This is a genomic window from Amycolatopsis sp. ATCC 39116 (genome assembly GCF_000231075.2).
In the GTDB taxonomy this organism is placed as follows: Bacteria; Actinomycetota; Actinomycetes; order Mycobacteriales; family Pseudonocardiaceae; genus Amycolatopsis_E; species Amycolatopsis_E tucumanensis.
Map to the genome: position 1 here is coordinate 20,096 of NZ_AFWY03000064.1, position 23,760 is coordinate 43,855.

The window sequence follows — 23,760 nt, forward strand, 5'->3', positions numbered from 1 at the left end:
TTAGGGCAGACAGAGCGACTCGATCTCCTCACGGAGGGTGGCGAACGGGCGCCGCCGGACGCGCTGCTGCACGACCGCGCCGAGCAGGTAGGACATCAGGGCACGGGCGCGGGCCCGCGGGTCGATGACGCCGACGTCCGCCAGCAGCTCGGTGAGCAGTTCGGTGACCGACCGGAGCATCGCCTCGATCGCCTCCGGGTGGTCGGCCCTGCTGACGGCGATCCAGTACTCGAACCACAGGAACGCGGAGTTGGGGCGCTCGGTGAAGGCGTCGAGGTAGGCCTCCAGTACCGCCCACAGCTTGTCCCTCGGGTCGTCGTGGCGGGCGGCCACCGCGCGGAGGTCGTCGAGGAACGTGGTGACGTGCGCGGCCATCGCGCGGTCGACGAGCACGTCGGTGTCGCTGAAGTAGTAGTGGATCGCGCTCTTGGTGAGCGGGCTCGCGTCGGCGATGGCGCGGGCGGTGCACCCGGCGAGCCCGTCCCTGGCCAGCACCTGCCGGGCGGCTTCGACGATCTGCTCCTGCTTGGCGAGCTGGTTCGGCGAGAGCCGCTCGCGCTGCCCCGGCGGGGTGACGGTCACTGCGGTGTCCTCCTGGAACGACGAGGACGCCCAGCCTAACCTTCGGGACCGGTGTCCTGAACGGCCCCCGGTGCTCGTCCCGGGGGCCGTCCGGACCGGGCGGCGTCAGAGGTCCAGGATGTCCAGCAGACCGCCGTCGTCGTCATCGTCGTGGTCGGCGTACGTGCCGTCGTCGCTGTGGTCGGCGTACGTGCCTTCCTCGGCGGCCGCGGCGGTGGCGCTGTACGACGCGCCGTCCGGGCCCGCCGTCGCCGACACCTGCTCGTAGGCGACACCCTCGTGCTCCTCGACGGTGTCCGCGGAGGCGATCCCGGCGGCCCCGAGCGTCAGCGGCAGGGCGATGGCGCCGGCGGCGACAGTGCGAGTGATCATGCGCATTCTCGATCGTCCTTTCTCTGCCGACGAGCGGCAGATGAGGCGTTTTCTCCTTGCGCGAAGCCGTTTTCGGCCTCGCCGGGTGGCTTGCCGGTGATCGGCGGGACTATTCGCGGGCGCCGGTGTGTCGAGCGTCACCCGAAGTACCGGAGCGGTTACGTTGCGACTATGAGGATCGCTCGCGTCTGGTTCGGTGTGCACGCGCTGGTGGTGCTGATCGGCGTGGTCACGCAGCTGTTCGTCACCTCGGGAGTGATGGGCGGCCGCTACGACTCGGCGGCCGCGCGGATGGCCAACGTGTTCGCCTACTTCACGATCCAGTCCAACCTGATCGTGGGATTCACGAGTCTGCTGCTGGCGATCCGTCCACTGCGGACGTCCACAGTGTTCCGCGCTCTGAGGCTGGACGGCGTGCTCGCGATCGCGGTCACCGGCATCGTGTTCCACCTGGTGCTGGCCGATCTCCAGGACCTCACCGGATGGGCGTGGGTGGCCGACTTCCTGTTGCACACGGCATCCCCGCTGCTGGGCGTGCTCGGGTGGCTGCTGTTCGGGCCGCGCCGGGCGGTGACCCCGCGGATCATCGGCTGGTCGGTGGTCTACCCGCTCGCGTGGGTGGCGTTCACGCTCGTCCGCGGCGCGGTCGACGGCTTCTACCCGTACCCGTTCGTCGACGTGACCGCCATCGGGTACGGGCGGGTGACGGTGAACTGCCTGGTGATCGCGGTGCTGTTCCTCGCGCTCGCGTTCGGCGCGATGCTGCTCGACCGGCTGCTAGGTCGCGGCCTCGACGACCCGGACGAGCCCCGTCTCCGGCGGGACGTGCAGCACCGCCCGGCCGAATCCGGCCGTGAGTAGCGCCGCCTCCGCCTCGGCCGCACCCGTGAAGTGCAGGTGCACCTGCCCGCGCACGAACGCCGACAGCGCCCGGACGAACGCCCGCACCGCGAAGTCCGAAGTGGCCAGGTGCAGGTCCGACAGGTACCGGCCGCGCTCGAACCGGCCCAGCGCCCTGGCGAAGCGCGCCCACATCGCCCGCAGCGCCGGCTCGTCGAAGTAGTTGACCAGCCCCTCGGTGACGATCACCAGTCCGCGGGCCGGGTCGAGGCCGGCCACCAGCCGGTCCAGACCGGTCTCGTCGAGGACGTCCAGTTCGGCCACGCGGTGCCCGGGCCCGGCGGGAGGCGCGCCGCGCAGGGTGCGGCGTTTGCGCGCGGCCATGTCCGGCAGGTCCGCTTCGAGGTAGGTCAGGCCCGGGTGGCGCCGGGTGAACCGCCAGCCGCGGGCGGACAGCCCGGCCGCGACCTCGACGACCTGGGTGATCCCGTCGCGCTCGACGGCGTCGGTGAGCAGCCGGTCGATCAGGCGGTGCCGGGCCAGCAGAAAGCCGTCGAGCGTCGGTCCGCCCAGCGCGCCGCTGGCTGCCATGACCGGCCGCAGCAGCCCGTGCAGGACACGCCCCTCGGCGGTCGCGAAGGCGGGGTCGGAGAGCCCGCCGCGCACCCACACGAAGCCGGTGTAGTGGGCGGTCGGACTGATCGTCTCGGAGCGGCGGGCCATGGCCGGAGAGCCTAGGCCGGAAACGACGTCGGGGGCCCTCCGAGTGGAGAGCCCCCGACCGTTGCCGGAGCCGCCTAGGGGAATCGAACCCCTGACCTGCTCATTACGAGTGAGCCGCTCTGGCCGACTGAGCTAAGGCGGCAACACGAACTAGTGTAGCGGCCCCGTTCGCGTCACTTCAGCACCCCCCGCGTCGTTAGGCTGTGCGACGCCGGTCACTCGAAGATCGGCCCGGTCGTACTGGGAGGACCTTCCACATGCGTCGACGCATGCCTCGCGCGCTGGCGCTGCCGGTCGCCGCGGCCGTGCTCGTCCTGTCGGCCACGCCCGCCGTGGCGCAGAGCACGATCCCCACCACCCCGACCCCGCAGCCGGCCAACCCGGGGCAGCCGCCGTTCATCGGCCAGGAGGGTCCGCAGCCGCTCGGCCACGCGGTCGCCGACGCGGCCGCCGCGCTCGGCGTGCTGCGCCTGCTGCCGAACTCGGTCCCGACCAGCACGATCCTGCCCGGCTTCGGCGAGCAGCTGCCCAAGCAGTCCGCGCTCGAAGCCGGGATGGGCCTGTCCAGCGCGCAGGCGAACTCCGAGGCGCTGCTCAGCTACGAGAAGTCGATCGCCCAGTCCTCCCCGCTCGGGCTCGCGATCGGCGGGAACGCGCCGCAGGCGCCGGGCAGCCTCGTGCAGACCGCGCTGCCGGACAACGAGAAGCCGCTCACCGGCGGCCTCAACGCGCCGGAGAACCCGCTGCTCAACGTCGGCCTGCTGAACGGCAAGGTGCACGCCCGCTACAGCCCGACCCTCGGCCCGTGCGTCGGCACCATCGCCGATGCCAGCACCTCCCTGGCGAGCCTGTCGCTGCTCAACGTCATCCCGTCGCTGCCGAACCTGCCGATCGACGGCCTCGACCTGCAGAACGTGCAGCTGGCCGACGGCTTCGACCCGGCGCAGGGCCTGCAGACCCTCGGCGGCCTGCTCAGCGGCGGCAACCAGACCAAGTCCGACGGCACGAACTCCGTGCTCAGCCTGCCGAACACGCTGTCGTCGCGGTCGGTGGTGCAGCTGGTCGACATCCCCGGTTCGCCCAACAAGGCGGTTCAGTCGGTCTCCACGCTGCAGGCCGCGGACATCGAGATCCTCAAGGGCACCCCGCTCGAGCTGACGCTGAAGGTCGTCAGCCAGCCGACGCTCAAGGTCACCTCGACCGGCGACGAGAAGACCTCGAAGGTCGAGTACACCGCACCGGTGATCACGATCGAGCGGCAGGGCAAGGTGCTCTACACGCTCGACGCGACCAACCCGACGAAGGACATCCCGATCGGGCTGCCGCTGTCCGGTCTGTCCCAGCAGTTCGGCCCGCTGGAGGACCTGCCGGTGGTCGGCGGACTGGTCGCCACCGCGCAGAAGGGCCTGCAGCAGGTCCCCGACACCGCGGGCAAGGTGCTCGACCTCGGCGTCCTGCGGCTGAGCATCGCCGAGCTGACCCAGAAGGGCCAGAACCTCACCGACCCGTTCAAGGGCTACCAGCTGGGCGCCTCCGCCCGGTTGCTGGACCTGCAGATCCTGCCGACCGCCGGACTGAAGGACCTCCTCCCGGCGGGCAGTGACTCCCTGCCGTCGTCGCTGGCGCAGCTGTCGCTGGGCGAGCAGATCGGGCGGGCGTACGCGCCCGAGGGCGGTGTCGTGTGCGGGACGACGACCACGCCGCCGCCGGGCAACGCGGCTCCCCCGGCCGCGCCGCAGAAGCTCGCCTACACGGCCGGCGCCTACTCGGCGGTGCCGATGTTCTGGACCGGCACGGCGATGCTGCTGCTCGGGGTCGTGCTCGTGGCGGCGTTCCCGGCCCGGAAGCGGTTGAAGGCGGTTCCGGTGAAGCCGTCGCCGCGGCCACGGGACTGACGTTCTGAGGAAGGGGCGGTGCCGCAACCGGCCGCCCCTTTTTCACGCGTCCGTCAGCCGTGGCGCAGGGCCGTCAGCATCGCTTCCACCGCGATCCGCGGCTTGACGTTCCACAGGATCGCCTCGCGGCAGGCCAGCACCGCTTCCAGGCGCTTCAGCGTCGACTCCGCCGTCCACTGGCGGGCGGCCTGCTCGATGTCCTGGGCGTGGTCCGGGTGGTTGTAGCGGGCGTCGGCGCCGCTGACCGCCACCAGCACGTCCCGGTAGAAACCGGCGAGGTCGACCAGCGCGAGGTCCAGCGTGTCGCGCTGGGTGCGGGTCGCCCGGGACTTCTGGCGCTTCTCCAGCTGCTTGACGGCCGCTTCGGCCGCGCGCTTGGCGCCGGCGACGCCCTTGCCGGTCGCGTCGCCGCCCATCGCGTTGCGCAGCTCCGCCTTCTCGGCCTCGTCGCGTTCCTTGCTCTCCTCCGTCGCGTCCGCTTCGGCGGCGGCGATCAGGTCGTCGGCGCAGCGGAACACGTCACCGGGACGCGACAGGCCCAGCGGGATCCGCAGCACCGCGGCGCGCCGCTTGCGGGCGTTGTCGTCCGTGGCCAGGCGCCGCGCGCGGCCGACGTGACCGCCGCACACCGACGCGGCCCACTCGGCCAGCTCCGGGTCGACGCCGTCCCGCTCGACCAGCACGCGGGCGATCGCCTCCGCGGCCGGCGTCCGCAGCGTCACCAGGCGGCACCGGGAACGGATCGTGACCGAGATGTCCTCGGGGTGGTCCGACGGCGCGCACAGCAGGAACACCGTCCGCTCCGGCGGCTCCTCGACCGCCTTGAGCAGCGCGTTCGACGCGCCCTCGGTCAACCGGTCGGCGTCCTCGATGATCACGACCTGCCACTGGCCCGTCGTCGGGCGGCGGGCGGCGGCCTGGACCAGCGCACGCATCTCCGCGACCGAGATCGACAGGCCCTCCGGGATGACCAGCCGCACGTCGGCGTGCGTGCCGTGCATCGCCGTCCGGCAGCCAGGGCACTGGCCGCACCCGGTGCCGGTGATGCACTGCAGGGCCGCGGCGAACGCGCGGGCCGCCACGGACCGGCCGGAGCCGGGCGGGCCGGTGAGCAGCCAGGCGTGCGTCATCGCGCCCGGCGGCGCAGGCTCGCCCGCGACGATCTGCGCCGCCGCGCGCGCGGCGGAGGACAACACGTCGACAGCGTGGTCCTGGCCGACCAGCTGGGCCCACACCCCGGCCGGCGCGACGACAGCGGTCACCTGGCCTCCACCTCGGCCAGCGGCACCAGTCCGAGCTTGCGCTGGGCGAGCACGGCCGTGACCGCGGTGCGCACCCGGTCGCCGACCTCGTCCGCGGGCCCGTCGGCGTCCACCACGACGTAGTGGTCCGGGTCGGCGGCGGCCATCTCGCTGAGCAGGTTCTGCACGCGCCACTGGTCCTCGACCGAGATCGGGCCGGGCGCGTTCGCGCCGGGATCGGCGTCCAGCAGCACCGTCACGTCCGGCCGGAGGCGGCCGGTGGCCCAGTCGGCCAGGCCTTCGAGTTCCTTCGCGTCCAGCCCGGCGACGGCGGACAGGTGCGCGAGCGGCGAGTCGACGAAGCGTTCCATCACCACGATCGCGCCGCCGTCCAGCGCGGGGTTGACGTTGCGCTCCACGATGTCGGCGCGCACCGCGGCGGCCGCGAGCGCCTGCGCCCGCGCCCCGGACAACGACGCGTTGCCGATGAGCGCGGCGAGCCGCTCGTCGTCCAGCGCCGGGTCCGCGGCCAGCACCACCGGGCGCGGACTGGCCGACCGCAGCCACTCGGCGAGCTTGGACGCCTGCACGGCGGTGTCCGCGGCCGTGGTGCCCTCCAGCGCGATGAGCAGGCCGTTCACGCGGCGCGGACGGCGCCGGATCGCGTTGCGCAGGTCCGCCATGATCGGCTCGGACCGGCGCGAGTCCATTTGCCGGTAGGCGATGATGCCGACGACCGCGGCCAGCGCGCCGCCGCCGAGCATCACCGGGCGGGTGCCGTCGATGATGATCGGGTTGCCCCAGACCGTGATCGTCCGCGGCTTCGTCAGACCGATCAGCAGCGGCACCAGCGAGACCGACCCGAACACGATGATCTTCATCATCGACTGGTAGATCGCGTTGATCCGGCCGCGGATCGCGTCGTCGACCTGCGAGCCGATGATCGTCACGCCGGTCAGGAACGCCGCGCCCGCGCACGCGCCGACGATCGCGACCGCGATCAGCGACACGGTCAGGTGCGGCGACAACGCCACCAGGATCAACGCCAGGCCGGCGAGCACGATCGAAATGCCGAAGAGCCGGTCGTGCGGGAGCCGCCGGGCCAGCTTCGGCGCGCCGCCCATGCCGGTCGCCAGCCCGATGAACACGGCCACGACCAGCAGGCCCCACGCGGAGTCGCCGGCCAGCAGGCTCGACGAGTACGGCTTGGCCGACCCGACCACCGCGCCGCCCGCGGCGAACGCGCCGGCCGCGCCGATGAGCAGGCCACGGACCAGCGGCGTGCTCCGCACGTACTTGCCCGCGTCCTTGACCAGGGCGCCCAGCCCGGGCTTGTCCGCCTCCGCGACCGGCTTCGCGGCCTTCTCGGCCTGCTCGTGTGAGACCTCGGCCATCCGCGGCTTGCGGACCGACAGCTCCGGGATGCGGGTCAGCACCAGGATCGCGCTGGCCAGGTACAGCAGCGCGATGAGCACGACGATGACCTTGGCGACGCCCAGCTCGCCGAAGAACCCGGAGGGCAGGCCGACCGAGGCCGCGATCCGCGTGACCACGGCGTAGAGTCCGCCTGCGGTGACCGTGGCGAGCCCGTACGTCATCACCAGCCCGAGCTGGTTGGCCGTCTCCACCTGGTCCGGGCGCTTGAGCAGGTTCGGGACCGCCGCCTCCTTGGACGGGATCCACATCATCGCGCTCGCGCTGGCCAGGAAGTTCGCGATGTAGAGCCACCAGGACGTGCCGACGAAGGCGACCGACAGCAGGAAGCCGCAGCGGAACAGGTCGGCGACGAACATGACCTTGCGCCGGTCGAAGCGGTCGGCGAGCAGGCCGCCGAGCGGGGCGAAGATCAGGCCGGGCAGCAGCGCGGAGAGCAGGACGCCGGTGAAGGCGAAGTTCTGCGCCGTGTAGTTGGTGGTCAGCTGGGTCGCGAGGCTGGTCAGGCCGAGGATGGTCAGCCAGTCCGCGACGCTGCACAGGTAGGTGACGCCCCACAGCCGCCGGAACGGCCGGATCGCCAGGACCCGCCGGGCCCGGTGGATCGTCGAGGCGTCACGCCCTGCCGGCGCCTCACTTCCTGCGCCGGGTTCCACGTGCACGACCTCGCTGATCGGACCCACCCCACTCACTCCCGTGGCGCTGGGGAACCCCTCGCGCGACAAACCGGCATCCCCCAACCGTGGGGCCAGGGTAGCTCTGTCGATCTGAGAGTGCCCGTCGTGGTGGGCGGTACGCGTCCGAAACGCGAAGATCGTCCCGTCGCGGCCTACTCGAAGATGCCGGTGAGGGTGTCGATCAGGCTGGACAGGAACTGGATCGCGAGCACGCCGAACACGACCATCAGCAGGATCGCGACGAGGAACGCCGCCGACCCGCTGGACGGCTTCGCCCTGCGGACCGAGCCGCTCTGACCCGGCCGCGGCAGGCGGAACGACGGCTTCGCCCACGAGCCGATCCGCTGGCGCCCGGTCCACGTGCGCTGACGCGGCAGGATGCCGAGCGGCGGCGCGGGCGGCACCGCGGGGGCCGGAGCCGCTGGCGGTGTGTCGTCCGCCGGCACCTCGGCCGGGGTCGCCGGCTTGTCCGACATGGCCTCGATCATCTCGCGGACCTTCTCCGGGTCCGGCTCGACCGGCTTGGCCACCTTCAACGGCTGGTAGCCCTCTTCGTCGCCGACCGACCCCGAGACGGCGTCGCCGAACGTCAGCGGCGGCAGGCCGGACTGCGTGCCGTCGCCGAAACGACCGTCGTCCTTCGCCGGACCCATGGTGACCACTCCCGTGCGATCGGAAACACCTCGTCCCAGCGTAGTGGGCTTTTCGCGACGCGCACGCGCCCATCCGGGCAACCCCGTGATCACTGTGCGCAACCGGAAGTTCAGGCACAGGTCATCGCCGCCTCGACCGCGTCGGTCATCCACTGCGCCAGCCGGTCGCGGTCGGACGGGACCAGGAACAGCTGCGTGCCCTCGCCCGGTTCGGTGACCGTGGCCAGGACGTGGCGGCCCAGGTCGTTGTCCACCACGACGTAGCCGAGCCGCGGGAACTGCGCGCAGCGCCGGTCGAACGCCATCAGGTCGACCACCGTCGTGCCGGTACGCGGCCGCCGCAGGAACTCCCGCACCCGCCCGGCCTGCTCGGCGTCCCGCCCTGCCAGCTCGCCGGAAGGGCCCGCCTGCAGCATCACCGAGCCGAACCGGCCGCGGCGCTGCTCGGGCACGAACCCGACCACCCGGTCGAACAGCGTCCGCAGCTCGCGGTAACCCCAGCCGCCGACCTCCGTGCTGTCCGGCCGCCAGCTCCACAGCACCCCGGCGGCCGTGTCGGCGTAGACCCGCACGTCCAGCGGGCCGTCGAGCCCGCTGTGCACGCCGGTGAGCACCATCCGGATCGGACCGCGCAGCATCAGCGCGAACGCCCGCATCGCGTCGTCCGTCAGGTCGCCGCCCTCGACGAACGGCGAGTCCCGCAGCTGCGCCATCCAGGCGTTGTGCTCTTCGGCCTCGGCCACCAGGTCGGCCGGGTCGTCCGACCGGCTCAGGGGATACCGGATGCGCTCGACATCGTCGTCCGTCGCGTACGGCGCGTACAGGTCCCAGGTGCTCGCGCGCTCCGGCACGGCGTCCAGCACCGGCCGGGCGGCCTCGGTCAGCAGTTCGTCGATCGTCGTCACGGGGGCAGTGTGCACCCGGGGTACGACAGTTTCGGTCGAACTGCTGTTCGAGGCCTACTTCTTCGCGGCGGCCTTCTTCGCCGGGGCCTTGCGCGCCGGCGCCTTCTTCTTCGGCGCCGGGCCCTTCGCGCGCTTCTCGGCGAGCAGCTCGGACGCCCGCTCCGGGGTCAGCCCTTCGATGCTGTCGCCCTTGCGCAGGGTCGCGTTGTACTCCCCGTCGGTCACGTACGGGCCGAACCGGCCGTCCTTGACCACCATCGGCTTCTTGGACACCGGGTCCTCGCCCAGCTCCTTCAGCGGCGGCTTCGCGGCGCCCCGGCGACCACGCTGCTTCGGCTCCGCGTAGATCTTCAGCGCCTCGTCCAGCGTGATTGAGAAGATCTGGTCCTCACTCGACAGCGACCGCGAGTCCGCGCCCTTCTTCAGGTACGGCCCGTAGCGCCCGTTCTGCGCGGTGATCTCCTCGCCGGTCTCCGGGTCCTTGCCCACCACCCGCGGCAGCGACAGCAGCTTGAGCGCGTCCTCCAGCGTCACCGTCTCGATCGACATCGACTGGAACAGCGAACCGGTGCGCGGCTTCGGCTTCTTCGCCTTGCTGGTCTTCTTGCCGTCCGTCTCCTCGGGCTCCGGGAGCACCTCGGTGACGTACGGGCCGAACCGGCCCTCCTTGGCGACGATCCGGTGCTGGGTGACCGGGTCGACGCCGAGGTCACGGCCCTCCTGCGGGGTCGCGAACAGCTTCTCCGCGATCTCCACGGTCAGCTCGTCCGGCGGCAGGTCCTCGGGCAGGTTCGCGCGCTGCGGCTTGCCGTCCACCTCGCGCTCCAGGTACGGGCCGTAGCGGCCGACGCGCACGTGCACGGTGTGCCCGTCGTTGTCCTCGAACATCGGGATGGAGTTGATCTCGCGCGGGTCGATGTCCTCGACGCCGCCGCTGACCAGCTTCTTCAGCCCGCCGAGACGCCCGACCGAGCCGTCCACGCCCTGCTCGCCGCCGAAGTAGAACCGCGACAGCCAGCGGGTGCGCTGCTCGTTCCCGGCCGCGATGCGGTCGAGCTCGTCCTCCATCGCCGCGGTGAAGTCGTAGTCGACCAGCCGCTCGAAGTGCCGCTCCAGCAGCCCGACCACGGCGAACGCGACCCACGACGGGACCAGCGCGGCGCCCTTCTTCCAGACGTACCCGCGGTCCTGGATGGTCTTGATGATCGACGCGTACGTCGACGGGCGGCCGATGCCCAGCTCCTCCAGCTTGCTGACCAGGCTGGGCTCGTTGTAGCGCGCCGGCGGCGTGGTCGCGTGACCGTCCGGAGACAGGTCGGTCGCGGTCAGCGCCTGGTCCTTGACCAGCTGCGGCAGGCGGCTCTGCTTGTCGTCGGCCTCGGCGCCGGAGTCGGCGTCCACCGCCTCCACGTAGGCCTTGAGGAAGCCGGCGAAGGTGATCGTGCGGCCGGACGCGGCGAACACGCACTCCTCGCCCGTGCTCGCGGTGCCGGTGATGCGCACCGACATCGTGGTGCCCTTGGCGTCGGCCATCTGCGAGGCGATCGTGCGCTGCCAGATCAGCTCGTACAGCCGGAACTCGTCGGCCTGCAGCTCACCCGCGACCTGGCCGGGCGTGCGGAACACCTCGCCGGCGGGGCGGATCGCCTCGTGGGCCTCCTGCGCGTTCTTGACCTTGCGGGTGTACTGCCGCGGCGTTGGCGAGACGTGGTCCTTGCCGTACAGCTCGGTCGCCTGGCTGCGGGCCGCCGCGAGCGCCGACTCCGACAGCGTCGTGGAGTCGGTACGCATGTAGGTGATGTACCCGTTCTGGTACAGCCGCTGCGCGATCTGCATCGTGGTCTCGGCGTTGAAGCGCAGCTTCCGGCCGGCCTCCTGCTGCAGCGTGGAGGTCATGAACGGCGCGTACGGCCGCCGCGTGTACGGCTTCTCCTCGACGCTGGTGACCTTGAAGTCCCGCTGGTGCAGGCCCTGGGCCAGCGCCCGCGCCGCCGCCTCCTCCAGCACCCGGACGTCCCTGGCGTTCGCCTTGAGCTGCCCGGAGGCGTCGAAGTCCTTGCCGGTGGCCAGGCGCGCGCCGTCGACCGACACCAGGCGCGCCGGGAACTGGCGCGGGGTGGCGTCCTCGCCCGCGTCCATCGTCGCGGAGATGTCCCAGTACGAGGCCGAGGTGAACTTGATGCGCTCCCGCTCGCGCTCCACGACCAGCCGGGTCGCCACCGACTGCACCCGACCCGCCGACAGGCGCGGCATGACCTTCTTCCACAGCACCGGCGAGACCTCGTAGCCGTACAGCCGGTCCAGGATGCGGCGGGTCTCCTGCGCGTCGACGAGGTCCCCATCCAGCTCGCGGGTGTCCTCGGCGGCCGCGCGGACGGCCTGCTCGGTGACCTCGTGGAAGACCATCCGGCGCACCGGGACCTTCGGCTTGAGGGTCTCCAGCAGGTGCCAGGCGATGGCCTCGCCCTCGCGGTCGGGGTCGGTGGCGAGGAAGAGCTCGTCGACGTCCTTCAGCAGGCTCTTCAGCTCGGTGACCTTGGACTTCTTGTCCGCGGAGACGACGTAGAGCGGCTCGAAGTCGTGGTCGACGTTCACGCCGAGCTTCGCCCACGACTCGCCCTTGTACTTGGCCGGGACGTCGTCCGCCCGCGACGGCAGGTCGCGGATGTGCCCGACCGAGGACTCCACGACGTAACCCGGGCCGAGGTAGGAGGCGATCTTGCGGGCCTTGGCGGGCGACTCGACGATCACCAACCGCCGACGACCGGCGCCGTTCGCCCCGGTGTCGTCCTTCTTCGTCTTCGTCGATCCAGCCACGCTGTCCGCTCTCCTGCTCCATCCCGCCGCTGCAGCAGCGGCGCCTGTTCAACCAGCAAGTGTGCACGTTGCCTGCCGGTGATGTCCCCCGAGGTGACGTAACACGCCGCCGCGCTTTCTGTCCGGAACGGGCCGCGGCGTGCGTCATCTTCCCCTTTCCACACCTAGCACGTGATACCGGACACACGCTTCGCGGGGCTGCTGAGTAGCCGTTCCGCTACGCTCCGCGTCATGTTCCGCCGCCTGTTCACGATCCTCGCCGTTCTGCTGGCCGGTCCCGCATTGGCCGGGGTCAGCGCCGCGTCCGCCGCGCCCGCCGCCGACTACAGCGGCATCGTCAAGCTCAGCAACTGCTCCGGTTCACTCGTCCGGCTGCCCCAGTCGGACGAGTTCGACCGCGCGCTCGTCCTGACCAACGGTCACTGCCTGGAGTCGGGCATGCCGGAGGCGGGCGAGGTGCTGGTCAACCGGCCCGCCAACCGCAAGATGGTGCTGCTCGGCGCCGACGGCCGCGAGCTGGGCCAGATCCGCGCGACGAAGCTCGTCTACGCCACGATGACCGACACCGACGTCGCGCTCTACGCCCTCGACTCCTCCTACCGGGAGATCGCCCGCGACTTCGGCGGGCACCCGCTGACCGTGGCGGCCTCGCCCGCCAACGTCGGCACGCCGGTCAGCGTCGTGTCCGGCTACTTCACCCGCACCTGGAACTGCTCGATCGAGCGGGTCGTGTACTCCGTCCGCGAGGCGGGCTGGACCTGGAAGGACTCGATCCGGTACGCGCCCGGCTGCGACACCGTCCACGGCACGTCCGGCTCGCCGATCATCGACCAGGGCAGCCGGGAGGTCGTCGGCATCAACAACACCGGCAACGACAACGGCGAGGTCTGCACGTTCAACAACCCGTGCGAGGTCGACGAGAACGGCGCGGTGTTCGCGCGGAAGGGCCTGACCTACGGCCAGCAGACCTACCGGATCCCGGCCTGCTTCGCCAAGAACAACCAGCTCAGCCTGGTGCGGGACGGGTGCCTGCTGCCCAAGCCGAACGTGGCGCTGCCGGTTCCCATTCCCGCCTGATCACACCGCCTGCCGGGCCGGTGCGTGCTGCGGCCACACCGGTTCGGCGCCCGGCGGGGGCATGCCGATGAGCTCGGCCAGCGTCGCGAGACGACGGCGGCCGGTGACGCGGACGGCAGGCCCGCCGCCCTTCGGCCCGACGAGCTGCGCGGGCACGCCGAGCTGCCGGAACGCCTCGGCGAGCGGCTCGTGCGTGCCCGGCGCGCGCTCGTCGACGGCCAGCAGGTACCCCTGGACGCCCGGACGGCCCGCCGCCAGCGCCCACAGCCGCAGCGCCGCGCCGGTCAGGCGGAACCGCCCCGGCAGCGACTTCCCCTCGTCGTCGAGCCACGCCCTGGCCAGCCCGATCAGATCGGACCGGAACGCGGTGCGCACCACCGGCCCGCCGTCCTCGGTCCGGCCCAGTTCCGCCGCCACCCCGCGCCTGGCGAACTCGGCCACCAGCACCCGAGCACGCCACACCTCGTCCACCTCGACGGTGAGGCGGGCGGCCGTGCGCGCGAAGCCGGTGATCTGCCCCTGCCCGCACAGGACGCCGCTCAGGTCGGCGATGTCCGGGCCGCTCGCCTCCGCCGAGAAGAGCGACATCTGATCCACAGCGGACAGGGTAGAACACCCGTTCGATTTCCCGCGAGTCGTCGCGCGGAAAATGTTCTTGAAGTTGACGCAACGTCAAGCTCTACCGTGGTTTTCACGGGCGAGGATGGAGACGAGATGGACGAACCGCTGTCGATCGTCCAGGTGTCGAAGGCCTCCGGGGTGACCTCCCGGACCCTGCGGCACTACGACGACATCGGCCTGCTGCCACCGGCCTTCGCCGACACCAGCGGGAGGCGCTACTACCAGCGGGAACAGCTCATCCGGCTGCAGCAGATCCTGCTGCTGCGGGAGCTGGGCCTCGGCCTGGACACGATCGCGGAGGTCCTCGACGGATCCGTGTCCAAGGCCGAAGCCCTGCGGCTGCACCGGAAATGGCTGCTGGCGGAGCGCGATCGGCTGGACCGGCTCGCCGACACCGTCGCCCGGACCATCGAAGAACTGGAAGGAGGGGAACACATGTCCGCCAAGGAACTGTTCGAGGGGTTTTCGCCGCACTCGGAGAAGGCGAAGTGGCTCGCGCAGGAAGCGGTCGAACGGTGGGGTGAGAGCGCCGTGCAGTCGCACGAGCGGAGCAAGCGCTGGCCGGCCGAGAAGTGGGACGCCGTCAAGCGGCAGGGCGCCGAGGCGGCCGAGCGGTTGGCCGAGCTGGCCCGCGAGGGCGTCCCGGCCTACGACGAGCGCGCGCTCGACGCGGTCGCGGCGCACCGCGCCTGGCTGGAGAACTTCTGGACGCCGGACGCCGAGTCCTACACCGGCCTCGGCCGGCTGTACAGCGACGACGAGCGCTTCCGGGGCGTCTACGAGGCGATCCACCCAGGTCTCGCCGAGTACCTGCGCGACGCGATGGCCGCGTACGCCCGCGCCCGGATGAGCTAGCGGGGCGCGGCGGTCACCTGCACCGTGAGCTGCTGGCACACCGGGGCGTGCGCGATCGCGGTGGCCAGCTCGGGCACGGCGTCGAAGCGGTTCAGCAGGTCGAGGCGGGACACCTCGTCCAGCGGGCCGTGCGCCTGCCCGAGCGTGGCCTCGTCGATGTCGCTCGCGTCGGTGGAATCGAGCCGCTGCTGGGCGGCGGAGGCGCGGTCCCGCACGCCCTGGAAGTCGGTCACGGCCTGGGCCCGCACCTGGTCGCCGCCCGGCACCGGGGACGGCGGCAGCTTGCCGAGCCCGTCCAGCGCGCGGTCCAGTCCGCCGATCACCGACCCGAGCAGTTCGCTCGAGGTGCGCACAGCGCGTTGCGGGCTGCTCGGGTCCACGCTCGGCATCGTCGCCAGCCCCTGGACCAGCGAGCCGACCGCCACGCAGTAGTCGTCGGCCCACCGCGTGGCGGCGTCCTGCAGCTGGACCTGCTCCCGGGACAGGCCGGGGCCGCCCGGCTCGACGTTTCTCGCGGGTTGCTGGCCGCATCCGGAGAGGCCCACGCAGAGCCCGGTCAGCACCACCAGGAACACCGACTTCCCGGGCCGCACCCACACACCTCCAGCTGCCGACGTGAAGCTCTTTCCCGACGGTACCGAGACGATTGCGGATCGCAACCGCCGGGCATGGAAAAGGCCGGGTCCGTCACGCTCCGTGCGCGACGGACCCGGCCTTTTCGACTTGTCAGGCCGTCTTCGCGGGGGTGGCGTCCTCGCTCGGCGTCTCCGTCATGACGCTCGCGCGCCGCTTCGACACCACGATCGCGGCGATGATGATCGCCACCGCGACCAGCGAGATCGCGATCCGCACGCCCGCGGAGGCGTCCGGCCCGATCGAGAACTGCACCACGGCGGGCGCGATCAGCACCGAAACCAGGTTCATCACCTTGATCAGCGGGTTGATCGCCGGGCCCGCGGTGTCCTTGAACGGGTCGCCGACCGTGTCGCCGATGACCGTCGCGGCGTGTGCCTCGGAGCCCTTGCCTCCGTGGTGGCCGTCCTCGACCAGCTTCTTCGCGTTGTCCCAGGCGCCACCGGAGTTGGCCAGGAAGATCGCCATCAGCGTGCCGGTCGCGATCGCGCCCGCCAGGTACCCGGCGAGCGCACCGGTGCCGAGGCCGAAGCCGACGGCGATCGGGGCGAACACCGCGAGCAGACCCGGGGTGGCCAGCTCACGCAGCGAGTCGCGGGTGACGATGTCGACGACCTTGCCGTACTCGGGCCGCGTGGTGCCCTCCATGATCCCCGGGATGTCCCGGAACTGGCGGCGCACCTCGTACACCACCGCGCCGGCGGCACGGGACACGGCGTTGACCGCGAGACCGGAGAACAGGAAGACCACCGCGGCGCCGATGATCACGCCGACCAGCGTGTTCGGGCTGACGATCGTGTCCACGAACGACTTCACGCCCGCGGCGGACTCACCGATGTCGGCCAGCGCCTTGGAGATCGAGTCCTGGTACGAACCGAACAGCGCGGTCGCCGCCAGCACGGCGGTCGCGATCGCGATGCCCTTGGTGATCGCCTTGGTGGTGTTGCCGACCGCGTCCAGCTCGGTCAGGATCTGCGCCGCGTCCTCGTCGACCTCGCCGGACATCTCCGCGATGCCCTGCGCGTTGTCCGAGACCGGGCCGAAGGTGTCCATCGCGACGATGACGCCGACCGTGGTCAGCAGGCCGGTGCCGGCGAGCGCGACCGCGAACAGCGCGATCGTGCCGCCCAGCAGGTAGGCGCCGAACACCGCCGCGCCGATCACCAGCGCGGTGTAGACGGCCGACTCGAAACCGACCGAGATGCCGGACAGGATGACGGTCGCGGCGCCGGTCCGCGAGGTCTCCCCGACGTTCTTCACCGGGCCGTGCTCGGTGCCGGTGTAGAAGCCGGTCAGCTTCAGGATCACGCCGGCCAGCACGATGCCGATGATCACGGCAACGAACGCGATGAGCGCCGGGTTGCCCTCGATGCCCGCCTGGTCCGGGCCGAACTCGGCGAACGAGCCGGGCAGGTAGACGAACGCGGCGACCGCGCACAGCACCGCCGAGATGGCGGCCGAGATGTAGAACGAGCGGTTGATCGTGACCAGGCCGTTCTCACCGGAGCGGGCACGCGTGATGTAGACGCCGATGACCGCGGTGATGACACCGATGGCGGGCACGATCAGCGGGAACAGCAGGCCGTCCACGCCGAACGCGGTGCTGCCGAGGATCAGCGCGGCGACCAGGGTCACCGCGTAGGACTCGAAGAGGTCGGCCGCCATGCCGGCGCAGTCACCCACGTTGTCGCCGACGTTGTCGGCGATGGTGGCCGCGTTGCGCGGGTCGTCCTCCGGGATGTTCTGCTCGACCTTGCCGACCAGGTCCGCGCCCACGTCGGCCGCCTTGGTGAAGATGCCGCCGCCGACACGCATGAACATCGCGATCAGCGCGGCGCCGAAGCCGAAGCCCTCGAGCACCTTCGGCGCCTGGCCGGTGTAGACGAGCACGACGACCGCGGCGCCGAACAGGCCGAGGCCGACGGTGAACATGCCGACCGCGCCGCCGGTGCGGAACGCGGCGCGCATCGCCTTCTCCCGGCCGCCCGGCTCGCGGGAGGCGGCGGCGACCCGCAGGTTGGCCCGCGTCGCCAGCCACATGCCGGTGTAGCCGATGAGGAACGAGAACACCGCGCCGACGAGGAAGAACAGCGAGCGGCCGATGCGCTCGTTCCAGTCCTCCGCCGGGAGCGCGAGCAGCAGCAGGAACACCACGACCCCGAAGATCGAGAGGGTGTTGCGCTGCCGCTTCAGATACGCGGCCGCCCCTTCCTGCACGGCCTTGGCGATGTCCTGCATCTTCGTGGTGCCCTGGCCGGCGGCCAGCACCTCCTTGAGCAGGAACCAGCCGATGACCAGAGCGGCCAGGGCGATGACGGCGACGACGGCCGCGATGCCGTAGTCACCTCCGGAAAACTCGAGGCCCTCCGCGAGGGTCTGCCGGGACATCCGTCCTCCTGGAAACGTTCCTGTCGCCAGTGACAGCCCGCCTAGGGGAAGCCGTGCCGACGCTGGCATGGGATCTACACCACAAGTGGTGCCGGTTGCGGGGAGTGTATTGGTAATGGATCCGGCGCGGTCAGGGCGTCCCGTAACGATCACGCTCGGTGCATGTGAGCCTGCTCACGGTTCATGATCTTTTCACACGAGAACGGTTCTGTCGTACACGTGTGCGAAGCTGGAACGCGTGGATGTGGTTGCGGGAACCGAGCGCGCGCGGCGGTTGCTGCACCGGGTCACCGCCGGGATCCGGGAGAACCCGGTGACCCACGTGGCCGACCTGCCCGCCCGCGAGGCGCGGCACACCGAGTGGCCGTCGTGGGCGGACCCGCGGGTGGTGGCGGCTCTGCGCGCGGGCGGGGTGGAGCGGCCGTGGGCGCACCAGTCGGAGGCGGCGTCGCTGGCCTTCGAGGGGCGGCACGTCGTGGTGTCGACGGGCACGGCGTCCGGGAAGTCGCTGTGCTACCAGCTGCCGGTGCTGTCGGCGCTGGCCGCTGACGACAAGGCGACCGCGCTGTACCTGTCGCCGACGAAGGCGCTGGGCGCCGACCAGCTGCGGTCGGTGTCCGCTTTGGACGTTCCGGGCGTGCGGGCGGCGTCGTATGACGGTGACACCCCGATGGCGGAGCGCGACTGGGTGCGGGCGCACGCGCGGTGGGTGTTCACGAACCCGGACATGCTGCACCGCGGCATCCTGGCCGCGCACTCGCGGTGGGCGCGGTTGTTCCGCAAGCTCGCCTACGTCGTGATCGACGAGTGCCACAGCTACCGGGGCGTGTTCGGGTCGCACGTCGCGCTGCTGCTGCGGCGGCTGCAGCGGGTGGCGCGGCACTACGGTTCGTCGCCGGTGTTCATCCTCGCGTCGGCGACGACGGCGGAGCCGGGCGAGTTCGCGTGCCGCCTGGTGGGCGAGGACTGCGTGCCGGTGGTCGAGGACGCGTCGCCGCGCGGGGCGCGGACGGTGGCGTTGTGGGAGCCGCCGCTGGTGGAGGACCACCGGGGTGAGAACGGTGCGCCGGTGCGCCGGTCGGCGGGCGCGGAGGCGAGCCGAATCCTGGCGGAGCTGGTCGTGGAGGGTGCGCGGACGCTGGCGTTCGTGCGGTCGCGGCGGGGCGCGGAGCTGACGGCGCTCGGCGCCCGGCGGTTGTTGTCCGAAGTGGACAGCGAGTTGCCGTCGCAGGTGGCGGCGTACCGGGCGGGGTTCCTGCCGGAGGAGCGGCGGGCGCTGGAGCGCGCCCTGCTGTCGGGCGAGCTCAAGGGCGTGGCGACGACGAACGCGCTCGAGCTGGGTGTGGACATCGCGGGGCTGGACGCGGTGGTGCTGGCGGGGTATCCGGGCACGCTGGCGTCGTTCTGGCAGCAGGCTGGCCGGGCGGGACGGTCGGGCGATGACGCGCTGGTGGTGTTCGTGGCGCGGGACGATCCGCTGGACACGTACCTGGTGCACCACCCGGCGGCAGTGCTGGAGCGGCCGGTGGAGACGGCGGTGCTGGACCCGTCGAACCCGTACGTGCTGGCGCCGCAGCTGGCGTGCGCCGCGGCGGAGCTGCCGCTGACCACGGGAGAGCTGGACACGTTCGGCGGCGCGGCGGCGCGTGAGGTGCTGGACAGGCTGGTGGCGGACAGGTTGCTCAGGAGGCGCCCGAGCGGCTGGTACTGGACGTCCCGGGACCGCCCGCACTACGAGGTGGACATCCGCGGTTCGGGCGGCGAGCAGATCGCGGTGGTGGAGGCGGACACGTCGAGGCTGCTGGGAACGGTCGACCCGGGCTCGGCGTGCACGACGGTGCACCCGGGCGCGGTGTACCTGCACCAGGGTTCGTCGTACGTGGTGGACGAGCTGGACCTGGAGTCCGGGATCGCACTGGTGCACGCGGAAGATCCGGAGTGGACGACGTCGGCCCGGGAGGTCGCCGATATTACGGTGCTGAGCACCCAGGAGCGGCTCGACTACGGCGGGGTGAGCGTGTGCCTGGGCGAGGTCGCGGTGACCTCGCAGGTGGTCGGCTACCTGAGACGCCGCCCGTCCGGCGAGGTGCTGGACCAGGTGGCTCTGGACCTGCCCGCGCAGACGCTCGAGACGCGAGCCGTGTGGTACACGATCAGCCCGGAACTGCTGGAGGCCCCTCGCGCTTCGGGAGCCGCTCCTGCAGGCGACAGGCGCACGGCCCCCGCACCTCTGGAATCCACAGGTTCACTGACAGCCACCGCGCCGCTGGAATCCACCGGAACGTCCGGAGCCAGCGGACCACGAGAAGCGGGTAGCCCTACCGGAGCCACCAGCCCGGGTGAAGCCGGCCAGCCTTCCCAAATCCGCGGCCCACTCGAGGCCAGCCGGCCGCCCAGAGCCGACGGCCCCCTTCGAGCTGACCAGGCGCCTGGAACCGACGCCCCGTCCGGGGCGAGCCAGCCACCCGAAGCCAGTCACCCATCTGAAGTCAGCCAGCCACCCGGCGCCAGTCAGCCACCCGGAGCCAGCCAGCCACCCGGAGCCAGCCAGCCACCCGGAGCCAGGCAGGCGCCCGGAGCTGACGGTGCGCTTGGCACCGACCGAGCGTCTGGAAGCGGTGGCCCGCTTGGAGTCGGCGGGGCGCCGGGGGGCGCCGGTCTGGATCCGGCGCGCATCCCCGGCGCCCTGCACGCCGCCGAGCACGCGGCGATCGGCCTGCTACCGCTGTTCGCTACGTGCGACCGGTGGGACATCGGCGGCGTCTCAACCGCTTTGCACGCTGACACCGGGGAGGCGACGGTGTTCGTGCACGACGGCCATCCCGGAGGCGCGGGATTCGCCGATCGCGGTTTCGCTGCTGTTGTCCCGTGGCTGGCCGCTACGCGGGAGGCCATTCTCTCCTGCGAGTGCCCGGCGGGATGCCCGTCCTGTGTGCAGTCACCGAAGTGCGGGAACGGTAACGACCCACTGGACAAGGCGGGGGCGGTGGCCGTGCTGGAAACCGTGCTCGGGGCGGTGAGTTTTCACAGTGCCCGGCACGACCACGGGGTGGCTCAGGCTGCGGCGAACTGACCGGCGCCGACGAGTGCGGTCCGGTCGGAACCTCGCTGGTCGAGAGCGCGGGCGAGCACCGAGTGCACGGCGTCGGCGGACGGCAGCCGCCAGCTCCACACATCCGGCTTGACCCGCCAGTGCACGACGCCGTGCTGGAACGGCGTGGGCGGGAGCGGGATCCAGCTGCCCTGACCGTGCCAGCGGACCTCGCCGTCGGTGGCGAGCTCCTCCGGAATGCGGTCGGCGACCGTGGTCAGGAACAGCCAGCGGCCGTCGGGCGTCGCGACGATCGGCGCGGGGTGGCCGGTCGCGCGGAGCAGGCGGGCGGCACGCTTGCCCAGTTCATCGGGGACCTCGACGGCGTCCAGCACGGTGCCGGTCGCGACGAGCAGGCTGTAGGGCTGTCCGGTCCACCAGCCGGCCACCTCGTTGGGGTGGGCGTCGAGCCGGTCGGCCCAGTCCTCGTGGACGGGCACCGGGCCGGTCCAGGAGCCCTCGGCGTCCGCCTGCGCCGGAAAGGTGCCGGGCAGCACCGGCCACCCGTGCCAGGCGAGACCGATGGCCTCCGCGCGTAGCTCGATGCGGAAGGCGCCCCGCCAGCTGTCCGACCAATCCGTGTCCAACATTTCCGTCCACAACTCCTTGCTTGTTCCACCGCTCGCGGTGGCTGTCTGGTTCCCAATAAACGGCAAGTTGCAAAGTGCCGGAACCCGCCGCGCGACAACCGGCTGCTCCCGGGCGACGAGCGACGATCCCCTGCTCGGCGCGGCCGAACGCCGCTCGGCCACTGCCTACCGACGACGAGCGGTTGACGGCGCCGCTCGTAAATCGTGATCTCCAGCACACGTTTCTCCTGCATACCAACGGTTTCCGACCTCGGGCGCCAGTTGCCGCCGCCACCGCCCGTGACCGCTCGGCGCGCGAGGGCGACCGCCCAACCTCCGCCGGCGCACCTACCGTTCGCCGCGGAACCGACCGTTCGTCGCAGCCCCAGCACGGGGCAGTCCTCCCGGGCCGACCTCCAGCGGGCGGCCGTCCGTCGACCAGCCTGCCGGGGCGATGCGACTCAAGGGACCGGCAAGGTCCCGGCGGACGGCCGGCACCTGCCCCACCGCCAGGACCCCGCCCCCTCAGGGACCGGCACGGGCTCGACCGGCCGCCGGCCCGAGCCCGGTGTCGACGACCACCTCGACGAGCGCGTCCCACCCCTCGAAGCGGCAACTGACCACCCGGGCGCCCATCCGCTCGGCGACCCACAGTGCCTGCCCGCAGGCGACCTCGGTCCCGTCGGCGGCCTGACCAGCAGCCGCGAGAGCAGCGAGGTCGGCCGCCCCGGCAGCACGGTGCCGCGCGATCGCTGCCGTGCCGAGCCCCCACAACAACCCCGCGACGACCACCAGGCCGGCGATGGCGCACGCGGCCCAGACGGTCGCCGCGCCCCGGTCCCGCCCGTGCGGATCCCTGACCTGGGCCGGGCCAGCCCGGAGCCGGGTCGGCCGTTGGACAGCCACCGCCCCTGGACCGAAGCTGACCGGCCCGCGCGGACGCATCAGGTCAGGGCGGGGCATCGTCGGCTCCTGGCTCGAGGACGGCGAAGGCGCTCGCCGCCAGGTGGAGCCCGGGCAGGAGCCCGCCTGCCGGGGCGGCACGCACCTCGACCGTGATGCTGTTCCCCTCGGACTTCACCGCGAGCTGCGCGCCCGGCGGGGCGATCTGCTCGACCGCCTGCGCGGCCAGTTGCGGTTCGCCCCGGGCGAGGAGACGCGCCGCCTCGCGGGCGGCGTCGGTGCAACGGAGCTGACCGGCCACCGCCGTGAAGCCCGCGAGTACCAGTCCCACCACCACGGTCAGCGCGCACAGCGCGATTGCCGCTTCGACCGTCACCGCGCCGCGGTCCGGAGGGCCGGCGCGGGCTCGTGTCTTCATCAGAACTGCACCGCGAGGGCCTGCTCGACCAGCCCGGTGAGGGCGCCGACCACCGAGTCTCCGGTGACGACGGTGTACAGCAACGCCCCGAAGGCCGCGGCGGCGATCGTGCCGATCGCGTACTCGGCGGTGCTCATTCCGTCGTCGGCGGCCAGCACCGGGCGCAGCCAACGACGCCACCAGCGCGGACGGGCGGGTGCTGCGTGGCGGCCGGCGGGCTTGGTGCGGAACAACATGGGAGATCTCCTTTGTCTGTTGTGGAGGGTCAGAACACGTTGAGGCGTCCGGCGAGGCCGAGGACCACCGGCACGACCCCGAGGCACACGAAGGCCGGGAGGAAGCAGAGCCCCAGCGGGCCGGCGATCAGCACGCCCGCACGCTGGGCCCGCGCCTCGGCGCGATCACCGAGCGAGGCGCGGATTCCGCGGGCGAGGTCGGTGGCGGCGTCGGCGAGGGTGGTTCCGCTGCGCGCGGTCCGCTTGGCTGCGCGGGCGAACTCGGCGGTGCCGGCACAACCGAGCGCGGGCACCCACGCTTCGGTCGCATCGGCGCCGAGTTCGAGGAGACCGGCGGTGGCGCGAAGGGCGTCCGCTTCCGGCCCCGCCACGCCATCGGTGACGGCGCGGAGAGCGGCGGGCACCGGTTGCCCGGCGCGCAGGCAGGCCGCGAGCAGGTCCCAGGTAGCGGCGAGGTCGAGGGGATCGCTCCTGGGCCGCCGACGGCGAATGCGCGTGGGCGACCGTGGCGAGGGGAAGAGGTGTGCCAACCGCAGGCCTGCGACCGGCCTGCCCGGGAAGGTCAAAAGTGCCGCGCCCAGTAACGCGACCACCACGGCGGCTGTACTCATCGCGCGGCTTCTGGGTCTGTGTGGGAAGCAACCAGATCTGGCAGGACCAAACCGGGGTGGATCAGCACTGGATTAAGCCGGGGCGGAATTGCTGTGATCGGGCGGGTTGAGCCGAAGTGGGCAACTGACTGGGCTCGGGGTGGAAGTGTTGGCGGCAGCGAAGCGAGGGCGGGCGTGCTCATCACGGGGCTTCTCCTTTGTGGCAGCCGAGGTGGCCGC

Annotated in this window: 21 protein-coding genes and 1 tRNA gene; 5 read left to right on the forward strand and 17 right to left on the reverse strand. The window is 71.9% G+C overall.

What is annotated here, in order from left to right:
• Both AMY39116_RS0337140 and AMY39116_RS0337145 read right to left on the reverse strand, forming a co-directional pair.
• Positions 1-582 (reverse strand): TetR/AcrR family transcriptional regulator, encoded by a 582-nt coding sequence (locus tag AMY39116_RS0337140; RefSeq protein ID WP_020422658.1) that lies wholly within the window; start codon positions 580-582, stop codon positions 1-3.
• A 105-nt stretch (positions 583-687) separates the two neighbouring features.
• A complete protein-coding gene (locus AMY39116_RS0337145) occupies positions 688-954 on the reverse strand; it encodes a hypothetical protein (RefSeq protein WP_235716293.1) in 267 nt (88 codons plus the stop codon).
• 171 nt (positions 955-1,125) lie between these two features.
• Between AMY39116_RS0337145 and AMY39116_RS44210 the strand changes: the two genes are divergently transcribed.
• Complete coding sequence (locus AMY39116_RS44210) at positions 1,126-1,815, forward strand: Pr6Pr family membrane protein (RefSeq protein ID WP_039791996.1); 690 nt, start codon at positions 1,126-1,128, stop codon at positions 1,813-1,815.
• Here AMY39116_RS44210 and AMY39116_RS0337155 read toward each other — a convergent pair.
• Both AMY39116_RS0337155 and AMY39116_RS0337160 read right to left on the reverse strand, forming a co-directional pair.
• Entirely contained in the window at positions 1,732-2,517 is a 786-nt protein-coding gene (locus AMY39116_RS0337155) for a class I SAM-dependent methyltransferase (protein WP_020422661.1), read from the reverse strand. The two genes, AMY39116_RS44210 and AMY39116_RS0337155, sit on opposite strands and share 84 nt — an antisense overlap.
• Before the next feature lie 68 nt (positions 2,518-2,585).
• A tRNA-Thr gene (locus tag AMY39116_RS0337160) sits at positions 2,586-2,659 on the reverse strand.
• A gap of 115 nt (positions 2,660-2,774) precedes the next feature.
• On the opposite strand from AMY39116_RS0337160, the gene AMY39116_RS0337165 reads away from it, so the two are divergent.
• Entirely contained in the window at positions 2,775-4,412 is a 1,638-nt protein-coding gene (locus AMY39116_RS0337165) for a hypothetical protein (RefSeq protein WP_027936565.1), read from the forward strand.
• Positions 4,413-4,465: 53 nt separating this feature from the next.
• On the opposite strand, the gene AMY39116_RS0337170 is transcribed toward AMY39116_RS0337165, so the two are convergent.
• The 5 genes from AMY39116_RS0337170 to topA form a co-directional block, all read right to left on the reverse strand.
• Entirely contained in the window at positions 4,466-5,674 is a 1,209-nt protein-coding gene (locus AMY39116_RS0337170) for a DNA polymerase III subunit delta' (protein WP_020422663.1), read from the reverse strand.
• On the reverse strand, positions 5,671-7,770 hold the full coding sequence (locus tag AMY39116_RS0337175; protein ID WP_020422664.1) for an MFS transporter: 2,100 nt from the start codon (positions 7,768-7,770) through the stop codon (positions 5,671-5,673). Before AMY39116_RS0337175 ends, AMY39116_RS0337170 begins: the two co-directional genes overlap by 4 nt.
• Before the next feature lie 146 nt (positions 7,771-7,916).
• The gene (locus AMY39116_RS0337180; protein WP_235716294.1) at positions 7,917-8,417 is read right to left on the reverse strand and encodes a hypothetical protein; all 501 of its coding nucleotides are present in this window, start codon (positions 8,415-8,417) and stop codon (positions 7,917-7,919) included.
• A gap of 110 nt (positions 8,418-8,527) precedes the next feature.
• Positions 8,528-9,322, reverse strand: coding sequence for a hypothetical protein (locus tag AMY39116_RS0337185; protein WP_020422666.1), 795 nt, complete (start codon positions 9,320-9,322; stop codon positions 8,528-8,530).
• Positions 9,323-9,376: 54 nt separating this feature from the next.
• Positions 9,377-12,139: a type I DNA topoisomerase gene (gene topA / locus AMY39116_RS0337190; RefSeq protein WP_020422667.1), complete on the reverse strand. Its 2,763-nt coding sequence runs from the start codon at positions 12,137-12,139 to the stop codon at positions 9,377-9,379.
• Positions 12,140-12,370: 231 nt separating this feature from the next.
• Here topA and AMY39116_RS0337195 point away from each other — a divergent pair, with 231 nt between their 5' ends.
• A complete protein-coding gene (locus tag AMY39116_RS0337195; protein WP_020422668.1) occupies positions 12,371-13,216 on the forward strand; it encodes a serine protease in 846 nt (281 codons plus the stop codon).
• Here AMY39116_RS0337195 and AMY39116_RS0337200 read toward each other — a convergent pair whose 3' ends face one another.
• Positions 13,217-13,804, reverse strand: coding sequence for a hypothetical protein (locus AMY39116_RS0337200; protein WP_020422669.1), 588 nt, complete (start codon positions 13,802-13,804; stop codon positions 13,217-13,219). It lies immediately after the preceding gene.
• Positions 13,805-13,930: 126 nt separating this feature from the next.
• On the opposite strand from AMY39116_RS0337200, the gene AMY39116_RS0337205 reads away from it, so the two are divergent.
• Entirely contained in the window at positions 13,931-14,692 is a 762-nt protein-coding gene (locus AMY39116_RS0337205) for a TipAS antibiotic-recognition domain-containing protein (protein WP_020422670.1), read from the forward strand.
• Here AMY39116_RS0337205 and AMY39116_RS0337210 read toward each other — a convergent pair.
• Both AMY39116_RS0337210 and AMY39116_RS0337215 read right to left on the reverse strand, forming a co-directional pair.
• Positions 14,689-15,285, reverse strand: a complete 597-nt coding sequence (locus AMY39116_RS0337210; RefSeq protein WP_027936567.1) for a hypothetical protein — start codon at positions 15,283-15,285, stop codon at positions 14,689-14,691. The two genes, AMY39116_RS0337205 and AMY39116_RS0337210, sit on opposite strands and share 4 nt — an antisense overlap.
• A 133-nt stretch (positions 15,286-15,418) precedes the next feature.
• Positions 15,419-17,713, reverse strand: a complete 2,295-nt coding sequence (locus AMY39116_RS0337215; RefSeq protein WP_020422672.1) for a sodium-translocating pyrophosphatase — start codon at positions 17,711-17,713, stop codon at positions 15,419-15,421.
• A 238-nt stretch (positions 17,714-17,951) separates the two neighbouring features.
• Between AMY39116_RS0337215 and AMY39116_RS0337220 the strand changes: the two genes are divergently transcribed.
• Positions 17,952-20,786, forward strand: a complete 2,835-nt coding sequence (locus tag AMY39116_RS0337220; RefSeq protein ID WP_162146063.1) for a DEAD/DEAH box helicase — start codon at positions 17,952-17,954, stop codon at positions 20,784-20,786.
• Here the strand turns inward: AMY39116_RS0337220 and AMY39116_RS0337225 are convergent.
• The 5 genes from AMY39116_RS0337225 to AMY39116_RS44220 all read right to left on the reverse strand — a co-directional run bounded on the left by AMY39116_RS0337225 (position 20,768) and on the right by AMY39116_RS44220 (position 23,541).
• Positions 20,768-21,394: a bifunctional DNA primase/polymerase gene (locus tag AMY39116_RS0337225; RefSeq protein WP_020422674.1), complete on the reverse strand. Its 627-nt coding sequence runs from the start codon at positions 21,392-21,394 to the stop codon at positions 20,768-20,770. The genes AMY39116_RS0337220 and AMY39116_RS0337225 overlap by 19 nt on opposite strands.
• A 504-nt stretch (positions 21,395-21,898) precedes the next feature.
• Positions 21,899-22,336 (reverse strand): Rv3654c family TadE-like protein, encoded by a 438-nt coding sequence (locus tag AMY39116_RS0337230; RefSeq protein WP_020422675.1) that lies wholly within the window; start codon positions 22,334-22,336, stop codon positions 21,899-21,901.
• Positions 22,323-22,694, reverse strand: a complete 372-nt coding sequence (locus AMY39116_RS0337235) for a TadE family type IV pilus minor pilin (protein WP_020422676.1) — start codon at positions 22,692-22,694, stop codon at positions 22,323-22,325. The genes AMY39116_RS0337230 and AMY39116_RS0337235 overlap by 14 nt, the downstream gene beginning before the upstream one ends.
• Positions 22,694-22,930, reverse strand: coding sequence for a DUF4244 domain-containing protein (locus tag AMY39116_RS44215; RefSeq protein WP_020422677.1), 237 nt, complete (start codon positions 22,928-22,930; stop codon positions 22,694-22,696). Before AMY39116_RS44215 ends, AMY39116_RS0337235 begins: the two co-directional genes overlap by 1 nt.
• Positions 22,931-22,959: 29 nt before the next feature.
• A complete protein-coding gene (locus tag AMY39116_RS44220; RefSeq protein ID WP_027936569.1) occupies positions 22,960-23,541 on the reverse strand; it encodes a type II secretion system F family protein in 582 nt (193 codons plus the stop codon).
• Positions 23,542-23,760 lie beyond the last annotated feature (219 nt).